The sequence below is a fragment of the Kitasatospora sp. NPDC001664 genome (assembly GCF_053596675.1).
The window spans coordinates 134,029-152,687 of sequence record NZ_JBSFGS010000025.1; the positions used below are offsets into that span (position 1 = coordinate 134,029).

Annotated in this window: 13 protein-coding genes; 3 read left to right on the plus strand and 10 right to left on the minus strand. The window is 73.9% G+C overall.

Annotated elements, in window-relative coordinates; genetic code table 11:
* Positions 1 to 10 precede the first annotated feature (10 nt).
* From ACWCYY_RS30365 to ACWCYY_RS30390, 6 genes are all read right to left on the minus strand, one after another.
* The gene (locus ACWCYY_RS30365; protein WP_345285172.1) at positions 11 to 445 is read right to left on the minus strand and encodes a hypothetical protein; all 435 of its coding nucleotides are present in this window, start codon (positions 443 to 445) and stop codon (positions 11 to 13) included.
* 41 nt (positions 446 to 486) lie between these two features.
* Entirely contained in the window at positions 487 to 1,581 is a 1,095-nt protein-coding gene (locus ACWCYY_RS30370) for a ParA family protein (RefSeq protein ID WP_345285170.1), read from the minus strand.
* A 354-nt stretch (positions 1,582 to 1,935) separates the two neighbouring features.
* Entirely contained in the window at positions 1,936 to 3,051 is a 1,116-nt protein-coding gene (ald, locus tag ACWCYY_RS30375) for an alanine dehydrogenase (protein ID WP_345285169.1), read from the minus strand.
* 241 nt (positions 3,052 to 3,292) lie between these two features.
* Positions 3,293 to 5,329, minus strand: coding sequence for an AAA family ATPase (locus ACWCYY_RS30380; RefSeq protein ID WP_449797843.1), 2,037 nt, complete (start codon positions 5,327 to 5,329; stop codon positions 3,293 to 3,295).
* Positions 5,330 to 5,703: 374 nt separating this feature from the next.
* On the minus strand, positions 5,704 to 6,345 hold the full coding sequence (locus tag ACWCYY_RS30385; protein ID WP_449797844.1) for an NUDIX domain-containing protein: 642 nt from the start codon (positions 6,343 to 6,345) through the stop codon (positions 5,704 to 5,706).
* Positions 6,346 to 6,436: 91 nt separating this feature from the next.
* Positions 6,437 to 8,071, minus strand: coding sequence for a CTP synthase (locus tag ACWCYY_RS30390; RefSeq protein WP_380149706.1), 1,635 nt, complete (start codon positions 8,069 to 8,071; stop codon positions 6,437 to 6,439).
* Between the two features lie 687 nt (positions 8,072 to 8,758).
* On the opposite strand from ACWCYY_RS30390, the gene ACWCYY_RS30395 reads away from it, so the two are divergent.
* Positions 8,759 to 10,726 (plus strand): glycoside hydrolase family 15 protein, encoded by a 1,968-nt coding sequence (locus ACWCYY_RS30395; RefSeq protein WP_345284829.1) that lies wholly within the window; start codon positions 8,759 to 8,761, stop codon positions 10,724 to 10,726.
* A gap of 66 nt (positions 10,727 to 10,792) precedes the next feature.
* Here ACWCYY_RS30395 and ACWCYY_RS30400 read toward each other — a convergent pair whose 3' ends face one another.
* Positions 10,793 to 11,422 carry a TetR/AcrR family transcriptional regulator gene (locus ACWCYY_RS30400; RefSeq protein WP_345284831.1) on the minus strand — a complete coding sequence of 210 codons (630 nt, stop codon included), beginning with the start codon at positions 11,420 to 11,422 and terminating at the stop codon, positions 10,793 to 10,795.
* A gap of 88 nt (positions 11,423 to 11,510) precedes the next feature.
* Between ACWCYY_RS30400 and ACWCYY_RS30405 the strand changes: the two genes are divergently transcribed.
* Complete coding sequence (locus tag ACWCYY_RS30405; RefSeq protein WP_449797845.1) at positions 11,511 to 13,037, plus strand: MFS transporter; 1,527 nt, start codon at positions 11,511 to 11,513, stop codon at positions 13,035 to 13,037.
* A gap of 106 nt (positions 13,038 to 13,143) precedes the next feature.
* On the opposite strand, the gene ACWCYY_RS30410 is transcribed toward ACWCYY_RS30405, so the two are convergent.
* From ACWCYY_RS30410 to yczE, 3 genes are all read right to left on the minus strand, one after another.
* Positions 13,144 to 14,307 carry a glycosyltransferase family 4 protein gene (locus ACWCYY_RS30410; protein WP_449797846.1) on the minus strand — a complete coding sequence of 388 codons (1,164 nt, stop codon included), beginning with the start codon at positions 14,305 to 14,307 and terminating at the stop codon, positions 13,144 to 13,146.
* Between the two features lie 111 nt (positions 14,308 to 14,418).
* Positions 14,419 to 16,152, minus strand: a complete 1,734-nt coding sequence (recN, locus tag ACWCYY_RS30415) for a DNA repair protein RecN (RefSeq protein ID WP_449797850.1) — start codon at positions 16,150 to 16,152, stop codon at positions 14,419 to 14,421.
* An 87-nt stretch (positions 16,153 to 16,239) separates the two neighbouring features.
* Positions 16,240 to 16,890 (minus strand): membrane protein YczE, encoded by a 651-nt coding sequence (gene yczE / locus ACWCYY_RS30420; RefSeq protein ID WP_345284836.1) that lies wholly within the window; start codon positions 16,888 to 16,890, stop codon positions 16,240 to 16,242.
* Between the two features lie 110 nt (positions 16,891 to 17,000).
* Between yczE and yczR the strand changes: the two genes are divergently transcribed.
* Positions 17,001 to 18,476 (plus strand): MocR-like transcription factor YczR, encoded by a 1,476-nt coding sequence (gene yczR, locus ACWCYY_RS30425; protein ID WP_449797847.1) that lies wholly within the window; start codon positions 17,001 to 17,003, stop codon positions 18,474 to 18,476.
* Positions 18,477 to 18,659 lie beyond the last annotated feature (183 nt).

An 18,659-nucleotide genomic window follows, 5' to 3' on the forward strand; every position in this document is an offset into this window, starting at 1 on the left:
GGCTCCGAACCTAACGGCCGCGCAGGCGCCGGACCAGGATGCTGGCCTCGCCGCGCTGCTCCAGGTCGGCCAGGACGACCGAGATGGCCTCCCGGACCACCCGGCCGCGGTCCACGGCCAGGCCGTGCTCGCCGCGGAGCACCAGGCGGGCGTGCTCCAGGTCCATCAGCTCCTCGGCGGAGACGTAGACGGTGATCTTCTCGTCGTGCCGCTCCCGCCCGGTCGGGCGGCGGGTGCCGCGGCCCCGGGCGCGGGACCGCCGGGCGGCGTCCGCGGCGGCCTCCCCCTCGGCGTGCTGACGCGGGGTCACCGTGCCCTCGGCCGGGGCCTGCTGGGGCTCCTGCCGGGCCGGCGGGACCTCCGCCGCGCCGCCCTCCTCGGCGGCGGGCCGGGCGGTCTCCGTGCGGGGTGCCTCGGGCCGGTTGAGGGAGGGCGACAGGGCCATCCCTCCGGTGGTCCGGAACAGCTCGTCGGCACCCGGGAGACTCACTCGGCGGGGCGGCACCGGTCGAGCACCTCCCTGGCGAGCTGGCGGTAGGCGGCGGCGCCGACCGAGTTGGTCGCGTAGGTGGTGATCGGCTCGCCGGCCACGGTGGTCTCGGGGAACCTGACGGTCCGTCCGATCACGGTGTGGAAGACGTGGTCGCCGAAGGCCTCGACCACCCGGGCCAGCACCTCGCGGCTGTGCACGGTGCGGGAGTCGTACATGGTGGCCAGGATGCCGTCGAGACGCAGGTCGGGGTTGAGCCGCTCGCAGACCTTCTCGATGGTCTCGGTGAGCAGCGCCACACCGCGCAGCGCGAAGAACTCGCACTCCAGCGGGACGATCACGCTGTGCGCGGCGGTCAGCGCGTTCACCGTGAGCAGGCCCAGCGAGGGCTGGCAGTCGATGATGACGTAGTCGTAGTCGGGCAGCAGCGGCTTGAGCGCGCGGGCCAGTGCCGACTCGCGGGCGACCTCGCTGACCAGCTGCACCTCGGCGGCCGACAGGTCGATGTTGGAGGGCAGCAGGTCCATGCCGGGGACGGCGGTCTTCAGCAGCACCTCGTCGGCCGTCAGGCCCCGCTCCATGAGCAGGTTGTAGACGGTGACGTCCAGCTCCATCGGGTTGACGCCGAGGCCGACCGAGAGCGCGCCCTGCGGGTCGAAGTCCACCAGCAGCACCCGGCGGCCGTACTCGGCCAGCGCGGCGCCCAGGTTGATGGTCGACGTGGTCTTGCCGACGCCGCCCTTCTGGTTGCACATGGCGATGATCTGCGCGGGGCCGTGCTCGGCCAGCGGCGCGGGGATCGGGAAGTACGGCAGCGGCCGCCCGGTCGGTCCGACTCGTTCACGGCGCTGGCGGGCTGCGTCGGGGGCCAAGGTGGCGGCGTACTCCGGATCGGGTTCGTACTCGGCGTCCGGGTCCTCGTAGGAGCCGTACGCGAAGTCTCCGTAGGCCAGGCCGTGGGTCGGCAGCAGGTCGGCCTCGTCGGCGGTGACGGGTGCGGTGCTCTGGCGCGCCTCGAAGGTGCGGACGGCGACCGAGTGCTCCGCCAGTCCAGGCTGACCACCCCCGGGAGCAAATGTCGACTCATTCACAAGTCGTCTTACCTCCTTGGGCATCCAGGACTGTTGTCGATTCGTCAGCGTGGCAGCATGCCGACGGTTTGCGACTCTAGGCTGTCCGCGGCGTTCGCAGCAACACAATCCACGGTTGTGGGCCGGATGTGTCGGGCTCCCGACCGCTCACTGTCAAGGCTTGCGCGGCCGTCGGACCCCAACGTTTCTGCGTCGGGTGACGTCGTGCACACAAATTGACACGGTCGCCCGACGGAACGCAAATATCGACAAAGAGAGTTGACGGAGCGTCGGCGGGCTCCTCACGGCGTCGGCGCCGCGCGGGCATGCCGAAGCCCCCGGCCGGAACGGGTCCGACCGGGGGCTGACGGGACGTCAGGCGAGGACGCTCTCCAGCGACACCGACGGCAGGCCGAAGGCCTCGGCCACGGCGGCGTAGGTGATCTGGCCCTCGTGCACGTTCAGGCCCTTGGCCAGCGCCGCGTCACGCTGCAGCGCCTCCTTCCAGCCACGGTTCGCCAGCTCGACCACGTAGGGCAGGGTCGCGTTGGTGAGCGCGTAGGTGGAGGTGTTCGGGACGGCGCCCGGCATGTTGGCCACGCAGTAGAACACCGAGTTGTGGACCTCGAAGGTCGGGTTCGCGTGGGTGGTCGGACGCGAGTCCTCGAAGCAGCCGCCCTGGTCGATCGCGATGTCGACGAGCACGGAGCCCGGCTTCATCCGGGAGACCAGCTCGTTGGTGACCAGCTTCGGGGCCTTGGCGCCCGGGATCAGCACCGCGCCGATGACCAGGTCGGCCTCGAGGACGGCCTTCTCCAGCTCGTAGGCGTTGGAGGCGATGGCCTTGATCTTGTTGCCGAAGATCTTGTCGGCCTCGCGCAGCTTGTTGATGTCGCGGTCCAGCAGGGTCACGTCGTAGCCCATGCCGATCGCGATGGTGGCGGCGTGCCAGCCGGAGACGCCACCGCCGATGACCACGGCCTTGGCCGGGTGGGTGCCGGGGACGCCGCCCGGCAGGGTGCCGCGGCCGCCGGCCGGGCGCATCAGGTGGTACGAGCCGACCTGCGGGGCCAGCCGGCCCGCGACCTCGGACATCGGGGCGAGCAGCGGCAGCGCGCCGTTGGACAGCTGCACGGTCTCGTACGCGATCGCGGTGGTGCCGGAGGCGACCAGGGCGTCCGTGCCGGCCTTGTCGGCGGCCAGGTGCAGGTAGGTGAAGAGGGTCTGGCCCTTGCGGAGGCGGTGGTACTCCTCGGCGATCGGCTCCTTGACCTTCAGCAGCAGGTCGGCGGCGGCCCACACCTCGTCGGCGGTGGGGAGGATGGTGGCGCCGGCGGCCACGTACTCCTCGTTGGAGATCGAGGAGCCGAGACCGGCCTCGTTCTCGATGACGACCTCGTGTCCGTTGCGGACCAGCTCATGCACGCCGGCGGGCGTGATGGCCACGCGGTACTCGTGGTTCTTGACCTCGCGGGGGATGCCGACCTTCACGACTGAACACGTCCCTCTTGCCTGTGGAACCCGGCCGGGGAACACCGGCGGGAGACGCGCACGGCCAGGCCTCCGGAAGACACCGGGGCACGCTGCACTGCGCGACTAAGGTCGAGTGTAATGAAGCCCCAGGCATCCGTCAGCCTTACAAACTGAATAAATCAGCTCGGAGCATTGGCAGATTCGTAGGCTTGCCTGGGCCAGAGCCTCCCAAACAGGGGTAAATGTGATGCTTCGGACATTACTCCGAAGACGGATGGAGGCGCTCGGCTTCGACCAGCTCCCGCAGCCGCTCCAGCGCCGCACCCACCGCCCGCAGGCCCCGTTCGTCGGCCAACCGCCGCAGCACCGCCAGGGCCGCCCGGTACTCCCGCTCGGCCTCCTCGTACCTGCGCTGCGCCAGGTGCGCCTCCGCCATCCGGGCCAGCAGCCGCGCCTCGGCCGGCTGGTCGCCCAGCCCCTGCCGCAGCGCCAGCGCCCGCCCGTACCAGTCGGCGGCGCGCACCGCGTCCCCGAGCGCCCTGCGGCTCTCCGCCACGCCCTCCAGGGCCCGGGCGCAGGCCGGTTCGTCGCCCGCCGTCCGGGCCAGGCCCAGCGCCTGCTGGTACCGCTCGGCGGCGCCCTCCCAGTGGCCCGCGGCCGCCTGGAGGTGCCCCAGGTTGAGCAGCGCGGCCGCCGCCCGGCGCGGCGCCCCGCCCCGCTCGGCCACCCGCAGCACCAGGCCGTGCAGGCGGTACAGGTCGGCCGGGGCCGCCTGGCCGGTCAGCGGCAGCGTGCGCAGCAGCGCGGTGACCAACCGCCCCGCCGAACCGTCCAGGTCCGCCTGCCCGATCGCGTCCGCCACCGCCGCCAGCAGCCGCCCGCGCTCCTCGGCCAGCCACTGCCGGGCGTGCGCGGCCCCGCGCAGCCGCAGCGGCCCCGGCAGCGGCTCCGGCCCGGGGCCCGCCGCCGGGTCCAGCAGGGCCCGGGCCGACTCCACCAGCCGCACCAGCCGCTCCAGCAGCCGGGCCCGCGCGAGCTGCACCTCCGAGGGCCGGTCCAGCTCCTCGCGCATCCGCGCCAACCGCGGCAGGAACCGCCCCGGCACCCGGTAGCGCGGCGTGCCGTCGGCGGCCGGCGGCTCCTCCTCCAGCAGCTCACGGTCCGTCAACTTCTGCAGCACAGCGGCCGCTTCGGGTGCCGGGCAGCCCAGCAGCGCCGAAGCGGTGCGCAGGTCCGCCTGCTGCGCGGGGGCCAGCGTGAGCATCCGCAGCATCCGGGCCTGCGGGGCCGGCAGCGCGCGGTACGTCAGCAGGAAGGCGGCGTCCAACGGATCGCTCTCCGGCACCGGCACCGGCTCCGCCGCGTCCGGATCCAGCACCGGCCGCTCCGCCTCGGGCACCTTCTGCCCCTTCAGCCCCTCCCCCTTCGACGGGCCGACGCCCTGCGGGCTGCCGGTCGGCTTGGCCGGGGCCCGCCTCCCGCTCCGCTGCTCCTTCTCCCGGCGGCGGCCCTCGGCCGTCAGATCGGTCAGCCCGGCCGCCGCGGTGTCGGTCAGCGCCCGGGTGGCCTCCGTCACGGCCGCCTTGGGCAGGGCCCGCAGCCAGCCCCCCATCAGCCGCAGCGCGGTCGGCCGCGCCGCACAGGCCTCCGCCAGCCGGGCCGCCGCCACCGGGTCGGCCGCCACCCGGTTGCTCCCGGCCAGCGCGCTCAGCAACTCCACCGAGGCCCGTGCCCCGAGCCCGCCGAGGATCACCGGGTCGATCCCCTCGATCCCCGTCAACGGCCCCGCCGTGGTCGCCACCACCAGGGCCAGCGGCGCCTCCGCCAGCAGCGGCCACAGCTGCCCGGCGTCCCGGACGTCGTCCAGCACCAGCAGCGTCCGGCGCCCCGCCACCGCCTCCCGCAGCACCCGGCAGGCCGGGCCGTCCCCGGCCTCCGCCTCGGCCCGCCCGGGCAGCTCGGCCGGCGGCTCCTTGCCCAGCTGCTCCAACAGCTCCCGCGCCGCCGCCTCGGACGCCACCCGGCGCCCGTCCGGCGCCGACAGCCGCGCGAACGCCACCCCGTCCGGGTACTCCGCCGCCACCGAGGCGGCGAACCTGACGGCCAGTGAACTCCGCCCCGACCCCGGCCGCCCCGCCACCACCAGCACCGGGCAGAGCCCCGCCACCACCCCGCCGCGGCCCGCCTCCAACGCCGCCAGCTCGGCCCGCCGCCCCACGAACAGCTCCGGCCCCGACGGCAGCCGGCCCGTCCCCACCGCCGGCCGCACCTCCACCGTCGCCGTCTTCCTCGCCACCCGCGCCACTCCCGACCGTCAGCCGACAGACCCCGGCCGGGCCCTGCGGCGAGCGTAATTCGCCCGCAGGCCCGCACCTGCCCGGACACCAGTACTACGAACCACCGAATCACCCACCCGGCGCAGGCAAGCATCGAGCGCCCCGCAGGGGCGCGAGGAACTGCGCGCAGGGGAACGGCGGCACGTGCAACCGGCTGACGGCGGTCCAGTTGCCGTTGGGCCGCCTTCCGACTCGCGCAGTTCCTCGCGCCCCGGGGTCACCACGTGCGTTCGACGCGCCTGGTCGGTCCGCCGTGATGCCCCAGTACGCGACCTGCCAGGGCTCGCCGTCGCGCGCTGGTGACCGCCACCGACAGGGCCCGCGGGCGGAGACGTCAGACGAACGGCCGCGCCGGCCACGGCGAGTCCGCCGCCCGCAGCGCGTCGACGCCGCCCGTGGTCAGGGCCGCGTGCAGCGCCAGCGTGCCCGCCATCAGCGTCGGGTTGTGCAGCTCACCGGCCAGTACCAGCCGCAGCAGGTCCGCGAGGGGCACCCGCTGGACCTCGATCTCCAGCTCCTCGCCGTGCGCGGCGTAGCGGTCGCCGTCCGCCGCCGACAGGCCGGTCGCCAGGAAGAGCCGCAGCGCCTCGTCCGTCCCGCCCGGCGAGGTGTAGAAGTCGACCAGGACCTTCCACTCCGCCGCCTTGCAGTGGGCCTCCTCGAAGAGCTCCCGCTGGGCGGCGTGCAGCGGGTTCTCCCCCGGCACGTCGAGCAGCCCCGCCGGGAGCTCCCACAGCCGCTGCCGGACCGGGTGCCGGTACTGACGGAGGATCAGCACCCGCTGCTCCTCGTCCACCGCGAGCACCGCCACCGACCCGGGGTGGACCTGGTAGTCGCGCCGGGCGTAGCTGCCGTCCGGCATCAGGACCTCGTCCGTCCGCACCCCGGTGACCCGCCCCCGGAACGGCTCCGAGCTGGACCGCACGGTCCACTCCTCGGCCTCGTCCCGGATCTCCCACTGCTGAGTCTCAGTCATGCCACTCCCCTTCTCGTCACTCAGACATTAACCCACACGCGAACGGCGGCCGTGCGAAACGCACGACCGCCGTCCGTGAACCTCCCGCGAACTACTCCGCGTCGGTCTTGATCTTGATGGCCGCGGCCACCAGACCCGCGAAGAGCGGGTGCGGGCGGGTCGGGCGGGACTTCAGCTCCGGGTGCGCCTGGGTGGCGACCAGGTAGGGGTGGACCTCGCGCGGGTACTCGACGTACTCGACCAGGTCACCCTTCGGGGAGAGGCCGGAGAACTGCAGGCCGGTCTTCTCGAGGTCGGCGCGGTAGGCGTTGTTGACCTCGTAGCGGTGGCGGTGGCGCTCCTCGACGTACTGCTCGCCGCCGTAGACCTCGCGGACGATCGAGCCCTCGGCCAGCTTGGCCGGGTAGAGGCCCAGGCGCATGGTGCCGCCCAGGTCGCCCTTGCCGTCCACGATCGCCAGCTGCTCGGCCATGGTGGAGACGACCGGGTACTTGGCGGCCGCGTCGAACTCGGTGGAGTTGGCGTCCGGCAGGCCGGCCAGGTTCCGCGCCGCCTCGATGACCACGCACTGCAGGCCCAGGCACAGGCCCAGCAGCGGGATGCGGTTCTCGCGGGCGTAGGTGATGGCCGCGACCTTGCCGTCGACACCGCGGTCGCCGAAGCCACCGGGGATGCAGATCGCGTCCACGTCGCCGAGCTGCTCCTGCGCGCCCTCGGGGGTCAGGCAGTCGTCGCTGGTGACCCACTTGATCTCGACCCGCGCGTTGTTGGCGAAGCCGCCCGCGCGCAGCGCCTCGGTGACCGAGAGGTAGGCGTCCGGGAGGTCGATGTACTTGCCGACCAGCGCCACCTTGACGATGTGCTGGGGCTCGTGGACCCGGCGCAGCAGGTCGTCCCAGGTGGTCCAGTCCACGTCGCGGAACGGCAGGTCCAGGCGGCGCACCACGTACGCGTCCAGGCCCTCGCCGTGCAGCACCTTGGGGATGTCGTAGATCGACTTGGCGTCGATGGCCGCGACCACGGCCTCCTCGTCCACGTCGCACATCAGCGAGATCTTGCGCTTGATGGCCTGCGGGACCTCGCGGTCGGCGCGCAGCACGATCGCGTCCGGCTGGATGCCGATGTTGCGCAGCGCGGCGACGGAGTGCTGGGTCGGCTTGGTCTTCAGCTCGCCCGAGGGGCCGATGTACGGCAGCAGGGAGACGTGCACGAAGAAGACGTTGTCCCGGCCGACCTCGTGGCGGACCTGGCGGACGGCCTCCAGGAAGGGCAGCGACTCGATGTCGCCGACGGTGCCGCCGACCTCGGTGATCACCACGTCGACGTCCTCGGTCGCCATCCGGCGGATCCGGGACTTGATCTCGTTGGTGATGTGCGGGATGACCTGGACGGTGTCGCCCAGGTACTCACCGCGGCGCTCCTTGGCGATGACCGTCGAGTACACCTGGCCGGTGGTGACGTTCGCCGAGCCGTGCAGGTTGGTGTCGAGGAAGCGCTCGTAGTGACCGATGTCGAGGTCGGTCTCGGCGCCGTCGTCGGTGACGAAGACCTCACCGTGCTGGAACGGGTTCATGGTGCCCGGGTCCACGTTGAGGTACGGGTCGAGCTTCTGCATCGTCACGCGCAGGCCGCGTGCCTTGAGCAGGGCACCGAGGCTGGAGGCGGTGAGGCCCTTGCCGAGCGACGAGGCGACACCCCCGGTGACGAAGAGGTGCTTGGTCGTCACGGCGCGGCCGTTCGCTGCCTTGCCGGAATGGGGCTGTGCCAAGAGGGGGCTCCCGTGGGTCGCGTGTCGAGGTGTAACGCCGGTGGAGCGGCCACCGGGGGAGCCGGCTCACGACGAGGAGTTCGCACTCGGCCGGGAGCCTCTCGGCTGCTCCGGCGGGGTCGTCGGGGTCGGCGGTTCCGGGGCGTCTGCCCACCAGTCCACGGGATACCAGGGTATCAGCGGGCCGGACCTGACGGCGTCCCGGGCGGTGTGGCCCGTCCGTGTGACGTTCATCCACCGTTCCCTCGACACTGAACGGACTGGCCCGGAAGGATCAACTCCGGGTGGTCCGTGTGGATCATCCGGGCTGACCCGTTCGGACCAGTTTGCGGGCAATCAGTGGGACTGCGTCGGGTTCGGGCGACTTGCGCGTGCCCTGCCCGAGCCGCCCGAAGTATCCTGCACGGACGCATCGCCGACAGCACAGCACGCGGAGGGCGAGGGGGCCGGACGACGCCCTTTCGGTCCCCGATGCGCGACCGGATCCTCCCGCACCAGTTCTCGCCCGTCCCAGGCCAGGGGCCCACCACGGCCCCGCCCCGGTGGCCACCAGCCGCCCGCCCGGGACGGCTCCGGTCCCGCAGCGGCCGCGCGCGCCCGTCGCCGGTGCCCGCCGAGCACATCTTGCGAACTGGAGAACCGAACGTGGCCGGCCGTATCGAGGACTACGCACTCATCGGGGACATGCAGACCGCCGCCCTGGTCAGCAGGGACGGGGCCGTGGACTGGCTCTGCCTTCCCCGGTTCGACTCGCCGGCGGTGTTCGCCGGGCTGTTGGGCACGGACGAACACGGCTTCTGGCGGATCGGCCCCGCCGAGCCGGTCGGCGCCGCCGCCGTCCCCGCCTCCGCCGCTCCCGTCCCCCGTTCGGCCCACTCCTACCCGGGCGAGGAGAAGCAGCCCCCGGCGACGGCCGCCGCCCCCGCGGTGCCCGCCGACCGGCGCCGCTACCGGGGCGACTCGCTCGTCCTGGAGCAGGAGTGGGACGCCCCGGGCGGGACCGTCCGGGTGATCGACTTCATGCCGCCCCGTCCGCTCACCGGGCCGGACGCGGTGCCCCAGATGATCCGGATCGTGGAGGGGGTCTCCGGCCGGGTCCGGATGCGCTCGGCGCTGCGGATGCGCTTCAGCTACGGCCGGGTGGTGCCCTGGGTGCACCGGGTCGAGCAGGCCGACGGCGGGCACCGCACGGTGGCGGTGGCCGGGCCCGACTCGGTCTGGCTGGACGGCGAGGCCGAGACCTACGGCCGGGACCTGACCACCTACGCCGACTTCACGGTGACCGAGGGCGAGCGGATCGCCTTCGCGCTCACCTGGCAGGCCAGCCACCTGCCCGCCCCCGACGCCCCGGACGCCGAGGCCGCGCTCAAGCACACCGCCGAGTTCTGGCGCGAGTGGGTCGCCCAGTGCACCTACCAGGGTCCGTACCGGGAGCCGGTGGTCCGCTCGCTGATCACCCTCAAGGCGCTCACCTACGCCCCCACCGGCGGCATCGTGGCCGCCCCCACCACCTCGCTGCCCGAGGACATCGGCGGCGAGCGCAACTGGGACTACCGCTACACCTGGCTGCGGGACGCCGCGATCACCCTCTCCTCGCTGCTGCGCACCGGCTACCGCGAGGAGGCCCGGGCCTGGCGCGAGTGGCTGCTGCGGGCCGTCGCGGGCGACCCGGAGAACCTGCAGATCATGTACGGCATCGCCGGCGAGCGGGAGCTCAAGGAGTTCGAGCTCGACTGGCTGCCCGGCTACGAGGGCTCCCAGCCCGTCCGGGTCGGCAACGGCGCGGCCAACCAGCTCCAGCTGGACGTCTACGGCGAGGTGGTCGAGGCCCTGCACCTGGCCCACATGACCGGCCTCACCCGCAACGACCACGCCCACCTGCTGCAGCTCAAGCTGATCAGCTACATGGAGCAGCACTGGCGCGAGCCGGACGAGGGCATCTGGGAGGTGCGCGGCCCGCGCCGGCACTTCGTGCACTCCAAGGTGATGGCCTGGGTCGCGGTGGACCGCACCATCAAGCTGATCGAGCAGACCCCGACCGAGGGCCCGCTGGAGCGCTGGAAGCAGCTGCGCGACGAGATCCACCGGGACGTCTGCGAGAAGGGCTACGACCCGGAGCGCAACACCTTCACCCAGTACTACGGCGGCAAGGAGCTGGACGCCTCGCTGCTGCTGATCCCCCAGGTCGGCTTCCTGCCGCCGGACGACAAGCGCGTCATCGGCACCATCGAGGCCATCCAGCGCGAGCTCTCCACCGAGGACGGCTTCGTGCTCCGCTACCCGACCCACGACGACCAGGGCAACAACGTGGACGGCCTCTCCGGCCACGAGGGCGCCTTCCTGGCCTGCTCGTTCTGGCTGGCCGACGACCTGGCGATGATCGGGCGGGTGCAGGAGGCCCGGGAGCTGTTCGACAAGCTGCTCGCGCTGCGCAACGACCTCGGGCTGCTGGCCGAGGAGTGGGACTCCCGCGCCCAGCGGCAGGTCGGCAACTTCCCGCAGGCCTTCAGCCACGTCCCGCTGATCGACACCGCGCTGCGGCTGACCGCCTGCGCCGGGGCCTACCTCTCGGCCCAGCCGGACGGGCGGGAGCGGGAGCAGGCCACCCTCTGACGCCCCCTCAGGAGTGACCCCCGGGCGCCCGGCCGACGACTCGCCGGGCGCCCTCCCCGTGCCCCCTCAGCCCTCCGGGTCGGTGATCATCCCCAGCCGGCGGACCAGCTGCTCCACCGTGTCGGTGGGCGGCCAGGGGAAGTCCGGCAGCGCGGCCCGCAGGGTGACCTGGCCGTGCAGCGCCGTCCAGAGCGCGATCGCGTCGCCGAACGGGTCGGTGCTGGCCGAGCGCCCGGCCTCGACCACCGCCTCCAGGTTCCGCACCAGCGCCATCAGGGCGTCCAGCCCGTTCGGCCCGTCCTGCCGCTCACAGGCGCCGGCCGTGATCTTGTGGGAGCCGAAGACGATCCGGTAGCAGGCCGGCTCCCGGATGCCGAACTCCACGTACGCGGCGCAGCCCGCCAGCAGCCGCTCCACCGGGTCGGTCACCCCGGCCGTGGCCGCCCCGGTCATCGCGCCCAGCCGGCCCAGCGCCTCGGTGACCACGGCCTCGACGATCGCCTCCCGGTCGGGGAAGTGCCCGTAGATCGAGGGCGCGGCGATGCCGACCTCGCGGGCCACCGCGCGCAGGGTGACCGCCTCCTTGGAGCCCTCGCGCTCGATCACGGCGATCGCCGCCGTGACGATCTCCTCGCGCAGCCGGGTGCCCTCACCCCGGCGGTTCCTGGGCCTGGCCGGTGCCTCCTGCTGCTCCATGGGCGTGACTTTACACCCGTTAGGTCAGCGCGCTAGCGTCTCCGACGACAGCTAACAGCCGTAAGGTTACGAGAGTTAGGGGACTCCCGTGAGCACGTCCGCCCTGCCCGACCCACGCCGTTGGCGCGCCCTGGCCGCGCTCTGCTCCTCGCTGGTGGTCGTCACCATCGACAACACGGTGCTCAACACCGCCCTGCCGGCGCTCGCCGATGCCCTGCACGCCTCCACCGCCGACCTGCAGTGGATCAACAACGCCTACACCCTGGTCTTCGCCGCGATGCTGATCACCGCCGGCGGCCTCGGCACCCGGATCGGCCAGCGGCGCTCGCTCACCGCCGGGCTCGCGGTCTTCGCCCTGGCCTCGGCCGTCGCCGCCCTCTCCGACTCGGCCGCGCAGCTGATCGCCCTACGGGCCGTGATGGGCCTGGCCGCGGCCTTCGTGATGCCCGCGACCCTCTCGGTCATCGTGACGCTCTTCGACGAGCGCGAGCGGCCCAAGGCCATCGCCGTCTGGTCCGCCACGGCCGGGCTCGGCATCGTGATCGGCCCGATCGCGGGCGGCCTGCTGCTGGAGCACTACTCCTGGAGCAGCGTCTTCTGGATCAACGTCCCGCTGGTCGCCGCCGCCCTGGCCGCCGCCCTGCTGCTGGTCCCGGCCCTGCCCGGCCGCCCCACCGGCCGGCTGGACGTGCCCGGCCTGCTGCTCTCCGCCCTCGGCCTGGCCGCCCTGGTCGACATGATCATCCAGGGCCCGGAACGCGGCTGGCTCTCCGCCACCTCCCTGCTGGAGGCCGCCGCCGCGGTGGTCCTGCTGGGTGCCTTCGCCCGCTGGGAGTTGACCACCCCTCAGCCGATGGTCGACCTGCGGATGTTCGCCGTCCGCTCGGTCAGCCTGGCCGGGGCGATGCTCGCGGTCACCTTCTTCGCCCTGTTCGGCCTGCTCTTCGTCTACACCCAGTACCTCCAACTGGTGCACGGCTTCAGCCCGTTCAAGGCGGGCCTGGGCGCCCTGCCGTTCGCCCTGGCGATGGCCGCGACCTCCGCCACCAGCGCCGCCACCGCCGCCCGCTTCGGCACCCGGCTCGCGATCACGGGCGGCCTGCTGCTGATGGCCCTCGGCCTCGCGGGCATCTCACTGACCGAGGTCGACACCCCGTACGCGCTCCTCTGCGTCGCGATGGCCGTGGTCGGCGCCGGGATGGGCCTGGTGATGGCCCCGGCCAGCGCCACCGCAGTCGCCTCGATCCCCCGGGAGCGGGCCCCGATGGTCAGCGCCTTCAACGGGGTGGCCCGCGAACTCGGCGGCGTGCTCGGCATCGCCGTGGTCGGCACCGTGGTCTCCGCCGCCTACCGCGACCGGCTCCCGGACGTCCCGGCCCCGGCCGCCGCGGACCTCCCCTCCGCCCACGCCGTCGCCGCCCACCTCCCGCCCGAGGCCGCCGCCCGGCTCACCTCGGCCGCCGACCACGCCTTCACCACCGCCATGCACAGCGGCACCTGGACCTGCGCCGCCATCGCCATCGCCGGAGCGGCGGCCGCGTACGCGTTGATCACCCCTCGGGAAGAGGTCAGGCCGCTGGGGGCGCGAGGAACTGCGCGAGTCGGAAGAAAGTGAGCCAAGTGCCGGGTACGGAGTACCAGTTGCACGTGAGCCTCCGTACCCGGCAACCAGGTCGACGCCTACCGCTGCGCGCAGTTCCCCGCGCCCCTGGCACGACCACCTACGAACGCATCACCAATTCGTCGTACGTGCTGAGGACCTGGGCGACGGTGTCGGACTCCTCGGGCCAGGTGGCCGCCTGCTGGTGGGCCGCCTCGACCAGGGCCGCCCGCCGGGCCGGGTCCGCGAGCAGGCCCCCCACCGCGCCGGCCAGGGCGGCGGGATCCCCGTACGGCACCAACGCCACGGCCTCGCCGACCAGTTCGGGGATCCCCCCGACCGAGGTGGCGACCACCGGGACGCCGGCCCGGACCGCCTCCTGGACGACCAGCGACCGCGCTTCCCAGCGGCTGCTGACCACCACCAGGTCGGCCGCCGCCAGCAGGTCCGGCACGTCCGTGCGGTGCCCGAGCAGCTCGACCGGGAGCTTCTCGGCGGCGATCCGCTCCCCCAGCTGCTCGCGCTCCGGCCCGTCGCCGGCGATCAGCACCAGCGGGTCGCCCTCGCCGAACTCCGGCAGCCGCGCCGCGTCCAGCAGCAGCCCGAAGGACTTCTGCGCCACCAGCCGCCCGATCGCCAGCACCAACGGCCGGTCGGGCCCGCCGCCGAGCAGCGCGGCCCGCGCGGCCTCGCGGCCGAGCTCGGCGGGCGGCATCGGCGGTGCCGCCACCGGCCCCAGCCGGGCGTCGGTGGCGCCCAGCTCACGCGCCCGGGCCACCAGGTCGGACGAGGCCCCGAGCACCAGGTCCGCGGAGCGGGCCACCCGACGCTCCATCAGGCGCTGCAGCCGCCGGTCGAGTCCGGTGGCCAGCATCGCGTGGTGGGAGGTCACCACCAGCGGCGTCTCCGGCCGCAGGCCGGGGAAGCGGCCGGCGGTGCGCAGCGCCAGGTCGGAGAGCAACCCGGCGCGCAGGCCGTGCGCGTGGACGATGTCCGCGCCGGTGAAGGCGCGCCGGAGCTCGCCGATGGCGGTGGCGTCGCTGCGCGCGCCGGAGGTGGGGGTGATGTCGACCGGGTGGAAGCGCGCGCCGGTGCGCCCGAAGCCGAACAGCGCGTCGGTGCCGGCGGGGGCGCAGACGGTGACCACCACGCCGTGCGCGACCAGGCCCTGGGCCAGCGAGCGCACATGGGCGCCGATGCCCCCGCTCCCTGCGGAGAGCACCAGCACCACGTGCAGCTGCCCCGTCTCGGTGCCCTTGGTGGCGCGGGTGGCGGAATGGTCCACGTCGTCTCGCTCCGACTCGATCACGGCCTGGTCAGTCAGTGTCCAGCCGCCACCATGCCAGGTAAGGCGCCCCTTTGGACAGTCGGCGGCTCCCGTGTCGACCACACCCCGTCAGTGCTGCCGGGGCCCCCGGGCGGCCGCGAGCAGTTCCTCCGCATGGGCACGGCCGAGCTCGGAGTCCTCCAGACCGGCCAGCATCCGGGAGAGTTCGCGCACCCTCTCCTCGTCGGAGAGCACCTTGACGCCGCTCCGGGTCACCGTGCCGTCGTTGGTCTTCTCGACCACCAGGTGCCGGTCGGCGAAGGCGGCGACCTGCGGGAGGTGGGTGACCACCACGACCTGGGCGGACTCGGCGAGTTTGGCCAGCCGGCGGCCGATCTCGACCGCCGCCTTGCCGCCGACACCGGCGTCCACCTCGTCGAAGAGGTACGTCGGCACCGGGTCGGCACCGGCGAAGACCACCTCGACCGCGAGCATCACCCGGGAGAGCTCACCGCCCGAGGCGCCCTTGGCGATCGGCCGGGGCGAGGCGCCGGGGTGCGGGGCGAGCAGCACCTCGATCTCGTCCACCCCGTGCTGGCCGAACGCGACGGTGCGGCCGTCGAGTTCGAGCCCGTCCGGGTCGTCGGCGCGGCTGAGGTCGAAGGTGACCCGGGCGTGCGGCATGGCCAGCTCGGCCAGCTCGGCCGAGACCGCCTCGGCGAAGCGGCCGGCCGCGGCCTGCCGGGCGGCGGACAGCTCGGCCGCCAGATCGGTGAGCTCTGCCCGGAGTTCCGCGTGACGCTCCGTCAACTCGACGATCCGGTCGTCGTCGCCGTCCAGCTCGGCGAGCCGGGCGGCCGAGGTCTCGGACCACTCCAGCACCTCGGCCAGGGTGTTCTCCTCGCCGGCGTACTTGCGCAGCAGCTGGGCCAGCACGGCCCGGCGGTCCTCGACGGCGGCGAGGCGGACCGGGTCGGCGTCCAGGTCGTCGGCGTAGCCGGCCAGGTCCTGGGCGACGTCGGCCAGCAGGTAGCCGACCTCGTTCAGCCGGTCGGAGAGCGCGGCGAGGCGCTCGTCGTGGTGGCGGACGGCGTCCACGGCGCGGCGGGCCTGGCCGAGCAGGGTGCCCGCGTCCACGCCCTCCGGGTCGGAGGGGTGGCCGGTGAGGGCGGCCTGGGCCAGTGCGGCGGCCGAGCTGAGCGCGTCGGCGTGGCCGAGCCGCTCGGCCTCGGCCGCCAGCTCGACGTCCTCCCCGGCCACCGGCTCGGCGGCGGCGATCTCGTCCAGCCCGAAGCGCAGCAGGTCCGCCTCCTGGGCCCGCTCGCGGGCCCGGGTGGTGAGCTCCTCCAGGGTCGCGGCCACCTGGCGCAGCTCGCGGTAGGTCTCCCGGTAGCGGGCCAGCGGGCCGGCCACCGAGGCGCCCGCGTAGCGGTCCAGTGCGCCGCGCTGGCGGGACGGGCGCAGCAGCCGCTGCTGGTCGGTCTGGCCGTGCACGGCGACCAGGTCCTCGCCCAGCTCGGCGAGCAGGCCGACCGGCACTGAGCGGCCGCCGACGTGGGCGCGCGAGCGCCCCTCGGCGGAGACCGTCCGGCTGATCAGCAGTTCGCCCTCGTCCAGTTCGGCCCCGGCCTCCACGGCCCGGGCCAGCACCGAGGAGCCGGCGGGCAGCGACAGCCGCCCCTCGACCACGGCCCGCTCGGCCCCGCGCCGCACCAGGGCCGGGTCCGAGCGGCCGCCGAGCAGCAGCCCGAGGCTGGTCACCACCATGGTCTTGCCCGCCCCGGTCTCGCCGGTGACCGCCGTGAATCCCGGCGCCAGCTCGACCACCGCGTCGTCGATGACGCCAAGATCCCGTATCCGCATCTCGTCCAACACGGTGACGACCTTACGAGGTTCCACCCCCACAGCGCGACGAGCGCCCGCTCCGGACCGCGAAGTCGCGGGGCAAGTTCATCCCTTCCGGGCGTCCTCGGGCACCGTGCACCGGCGTAGGAAGAACTGTGCAAGCGGCCCGATCGCCAGAGCGTAGGCGACGGTACCGACACCGACCGATCCGCCCAGCGCGACGCCGACCAGCAGCACGGTGACCTCGATGCTGGTGCGGATCAGCCGGATCGAACGCCCCGTCAGCCGGTGCAGGCCCGTCATCAGGCCGTCCCGGGGGCCCGCGCCCAGCCGGGCACCGATGTAGAGGCCGGTGGCCAGGCCGTTGAGCAGCAGGCCGGAGACGAACAGGGCGATCCTCGCCGCCCAGGCCTCCGGGGCGTCCAGCAGACCGAGGGTGACGTCCATCGCGATGCCGAGCACGACCACGTTGCCGACCGTCCCGACGCCGGGCACCTGCCGCAGCGGGATCCACAGCAGCAGCACCAGCGCGCCGACGATGGTCACCCAACTGCCCATGCTCAGGCCCAGGTGATGTCGCAGGCCCTGGTTGAGCACGTCCCACGGATTGACGCCCAGTGAGCCGCGCATCATCAGCGCCAGGCTCGCCCCGTACAGCCACAGGCCCACCAGCAGCTGCGGCACCCGGCGGCCCAGCCGGCCCGTGGTCCAGACGCGCGGGCTGGCGGTCGGGGTCGCTTCGGTGAAAGTGGCCATGGCAGGGCGCTCCTCGGGAGGGTGGATGCTGGCGGCCGAGCGGCCGCCCTGCCATCATGGGGAGTCCACCTGAGGCCTCGACAGGGCCAATCCGATGGAAGTGGACTGAAATGGCCGAGTGGCAGAGCACCGTCTCCCCCATCGCCCTGGCCCGGCAGCTGCGCACCGCGCACCTGCCCGGCCCGGACGGCCACCGCCCCGCCTACCGCGAACTCGCCGGACAGGTCCGCCTGCTGGTCTCCGAGGGCCGCCTGGCCGTCGGCACCCGGGTCCCCGCCGAACGCGAACTGGCCCAGGCCCTGGCCCTCAGCCGCACCACCGTGGCCGCCGCCTACGAGGCGCTGCGCGCCGACGGCTACCTGCGCAGCCGCCGCGGCTCCGGCAGCTGGACCACCCTGCCCGAGGGCAGCAGCCCGCCCAGCGACGCCCTGCACCCCGTCCCGCCGGACGAGAGCGGCCGCACCCTGGACCTCGGCATCGCCGCCCTGCCCGCCCCGCAGCCCTGGCTCGGCCAGGCCGCCGCCCGCGCCGTCGAGCAACTGCCCGCCTACGCCGCCGGCCACGGCAACTTCCCCACCGGTGTCCCGGTCCTGCGCGAGGCCATCGCCCGCCGCTTCACCGAACGCGGCCTGCCCACCACCCCTGACCAGATCCTGGTCACCACCGGCGCCATGACGGCCCTTCAGCTCGTCCACCACGCGCTGCTCTCCCGCGGCGACCGGGTCGCCGTCGAGGCCCCCAGCTACGCCCACACCCTGCGCGCCCTACAGCGCGCCGACACCCGCCTGGTGCCCGTCGCCCAGCACGGCGGCCGCTGGGACCTGCCCGAGTGGCAGCGGGTGCTGCGCGACGCCGCACCCCGGCTCGCCTACGTCATCCCCGACTTCCACAACCCCACCGGCGCCCTGATCGACGAGGACCAGCGGCGCGCCCTGCTGGCCGCCGCCCGCACCTCCGGCACCACCGTCCTGGTCGACGAGACCCCCGCCGAACTCGGCTGGAACACCACGGAGATGCCCCGCCCCACCGCCGCCCTGGACCGCGGCGCCCAGGTGGTCACGGTCGGCTCCGCCAGCAAGATCCTCTGGGGCGGCCTGCGGATCGGCTGGGTCCGCGCCGCCCCCGGCCTGATCCGCCGGCTGGCCACCGACCGGGCCTTCACCGACATCGGCAGCCCCGTCATGGAGCAGCTGATCGCCGCCGAACTGCTCACCGAACACCTCGCCGAGGCCCGGGCCGACCGGCACCAGCGGCTGCGCTCCAGCGCAGAGGCCCTGCTGGCCGCCCTACGCGATCAACTCCCGCGCTGGCAGGCCGAGCTGCCGCCCGGCGGCCTCACCCTCTGGGTCTCCACCGACGGCCTCTCCGGCGCAGCCCTCGCCCAGGCCGGCGAACACACCGGCGTCCGCATCGCGGCCGGCTCCCGCTTCGGCGTGGACGGCGCCTTCGAGCACCACATCCGCATCCCCCTCACCGTCCCGCCCGCCGCCGCCCCCGACGCCGCCGCCCGTCTGGCCACCACCGCCACCCTGGCCGCCACCGGCCACTGGCCCGGCCTCGACTCAGCCCTCCCGCTCGCGGTCTGAGACGCGGGGCACTTTCGGACGAGCCCCCGACGCGCGAGGAACGTACGTGGTTACCCCGGGGGCGCTAGGAACGTACGTGGTGATGCCGGGGGCGCGAGGAACTGCGCGAGTACGGAAGGCGGACCAGCGCTGGATCGGGGCAGGCGAGCCAGTTGCACGTGCTGCCGTTCCCCTGCGCGCAGT

What these genes read in the sequence shown, in the direction of transcription:
- recN (WP_449797850.1), bottom strand. Translation starts at nt 16,152, where the DNA reads ATGCGGATACGGGATCTTGGCGTCATCGACGACGCGGTGGTCGAGCTG.
- yczR (WP_449797847.1), top strand. Translation starts at nt 17,001, where the DNA reads ATGGCCGAGTGGCAGAGCACCGTCTCCCCCATCGCCCTGGCCCGGCAG.
- ACWCYY_RS30365 (WP_345285172.1), bottom strand. Translation starts at nt 445, where the DNA reads ATGGCCCTGTCGCCCTCCCTCAACCGGCCCGAGGCACCCCGCACGGAG.
- ACWCYY_RS30385 (WP_449797844.1), bottom strand. Translation starts at nt 6,345, where the DNA reads ATGACTGAGACTCAGCAGTGGGAGATCCGGGACGAGGCCGAGGAGTGG.
- yczE (WP_345284836.1), bottom strand. Translation starts at nt 16,890, where the DNA reads ATGGCCACTTTCACCGAAGCGACCCCGACCGCCAGCCCGCGCGTCTGG.
- ACWCYY_RS30400 (WP_345284831.1), bottom strand. Translation starts at nt 11,422, where the DNA reads ATGGAGCAGCAGGAGGCACCGGCCAGGCCCAGGAACCGCCGGGGTGAG.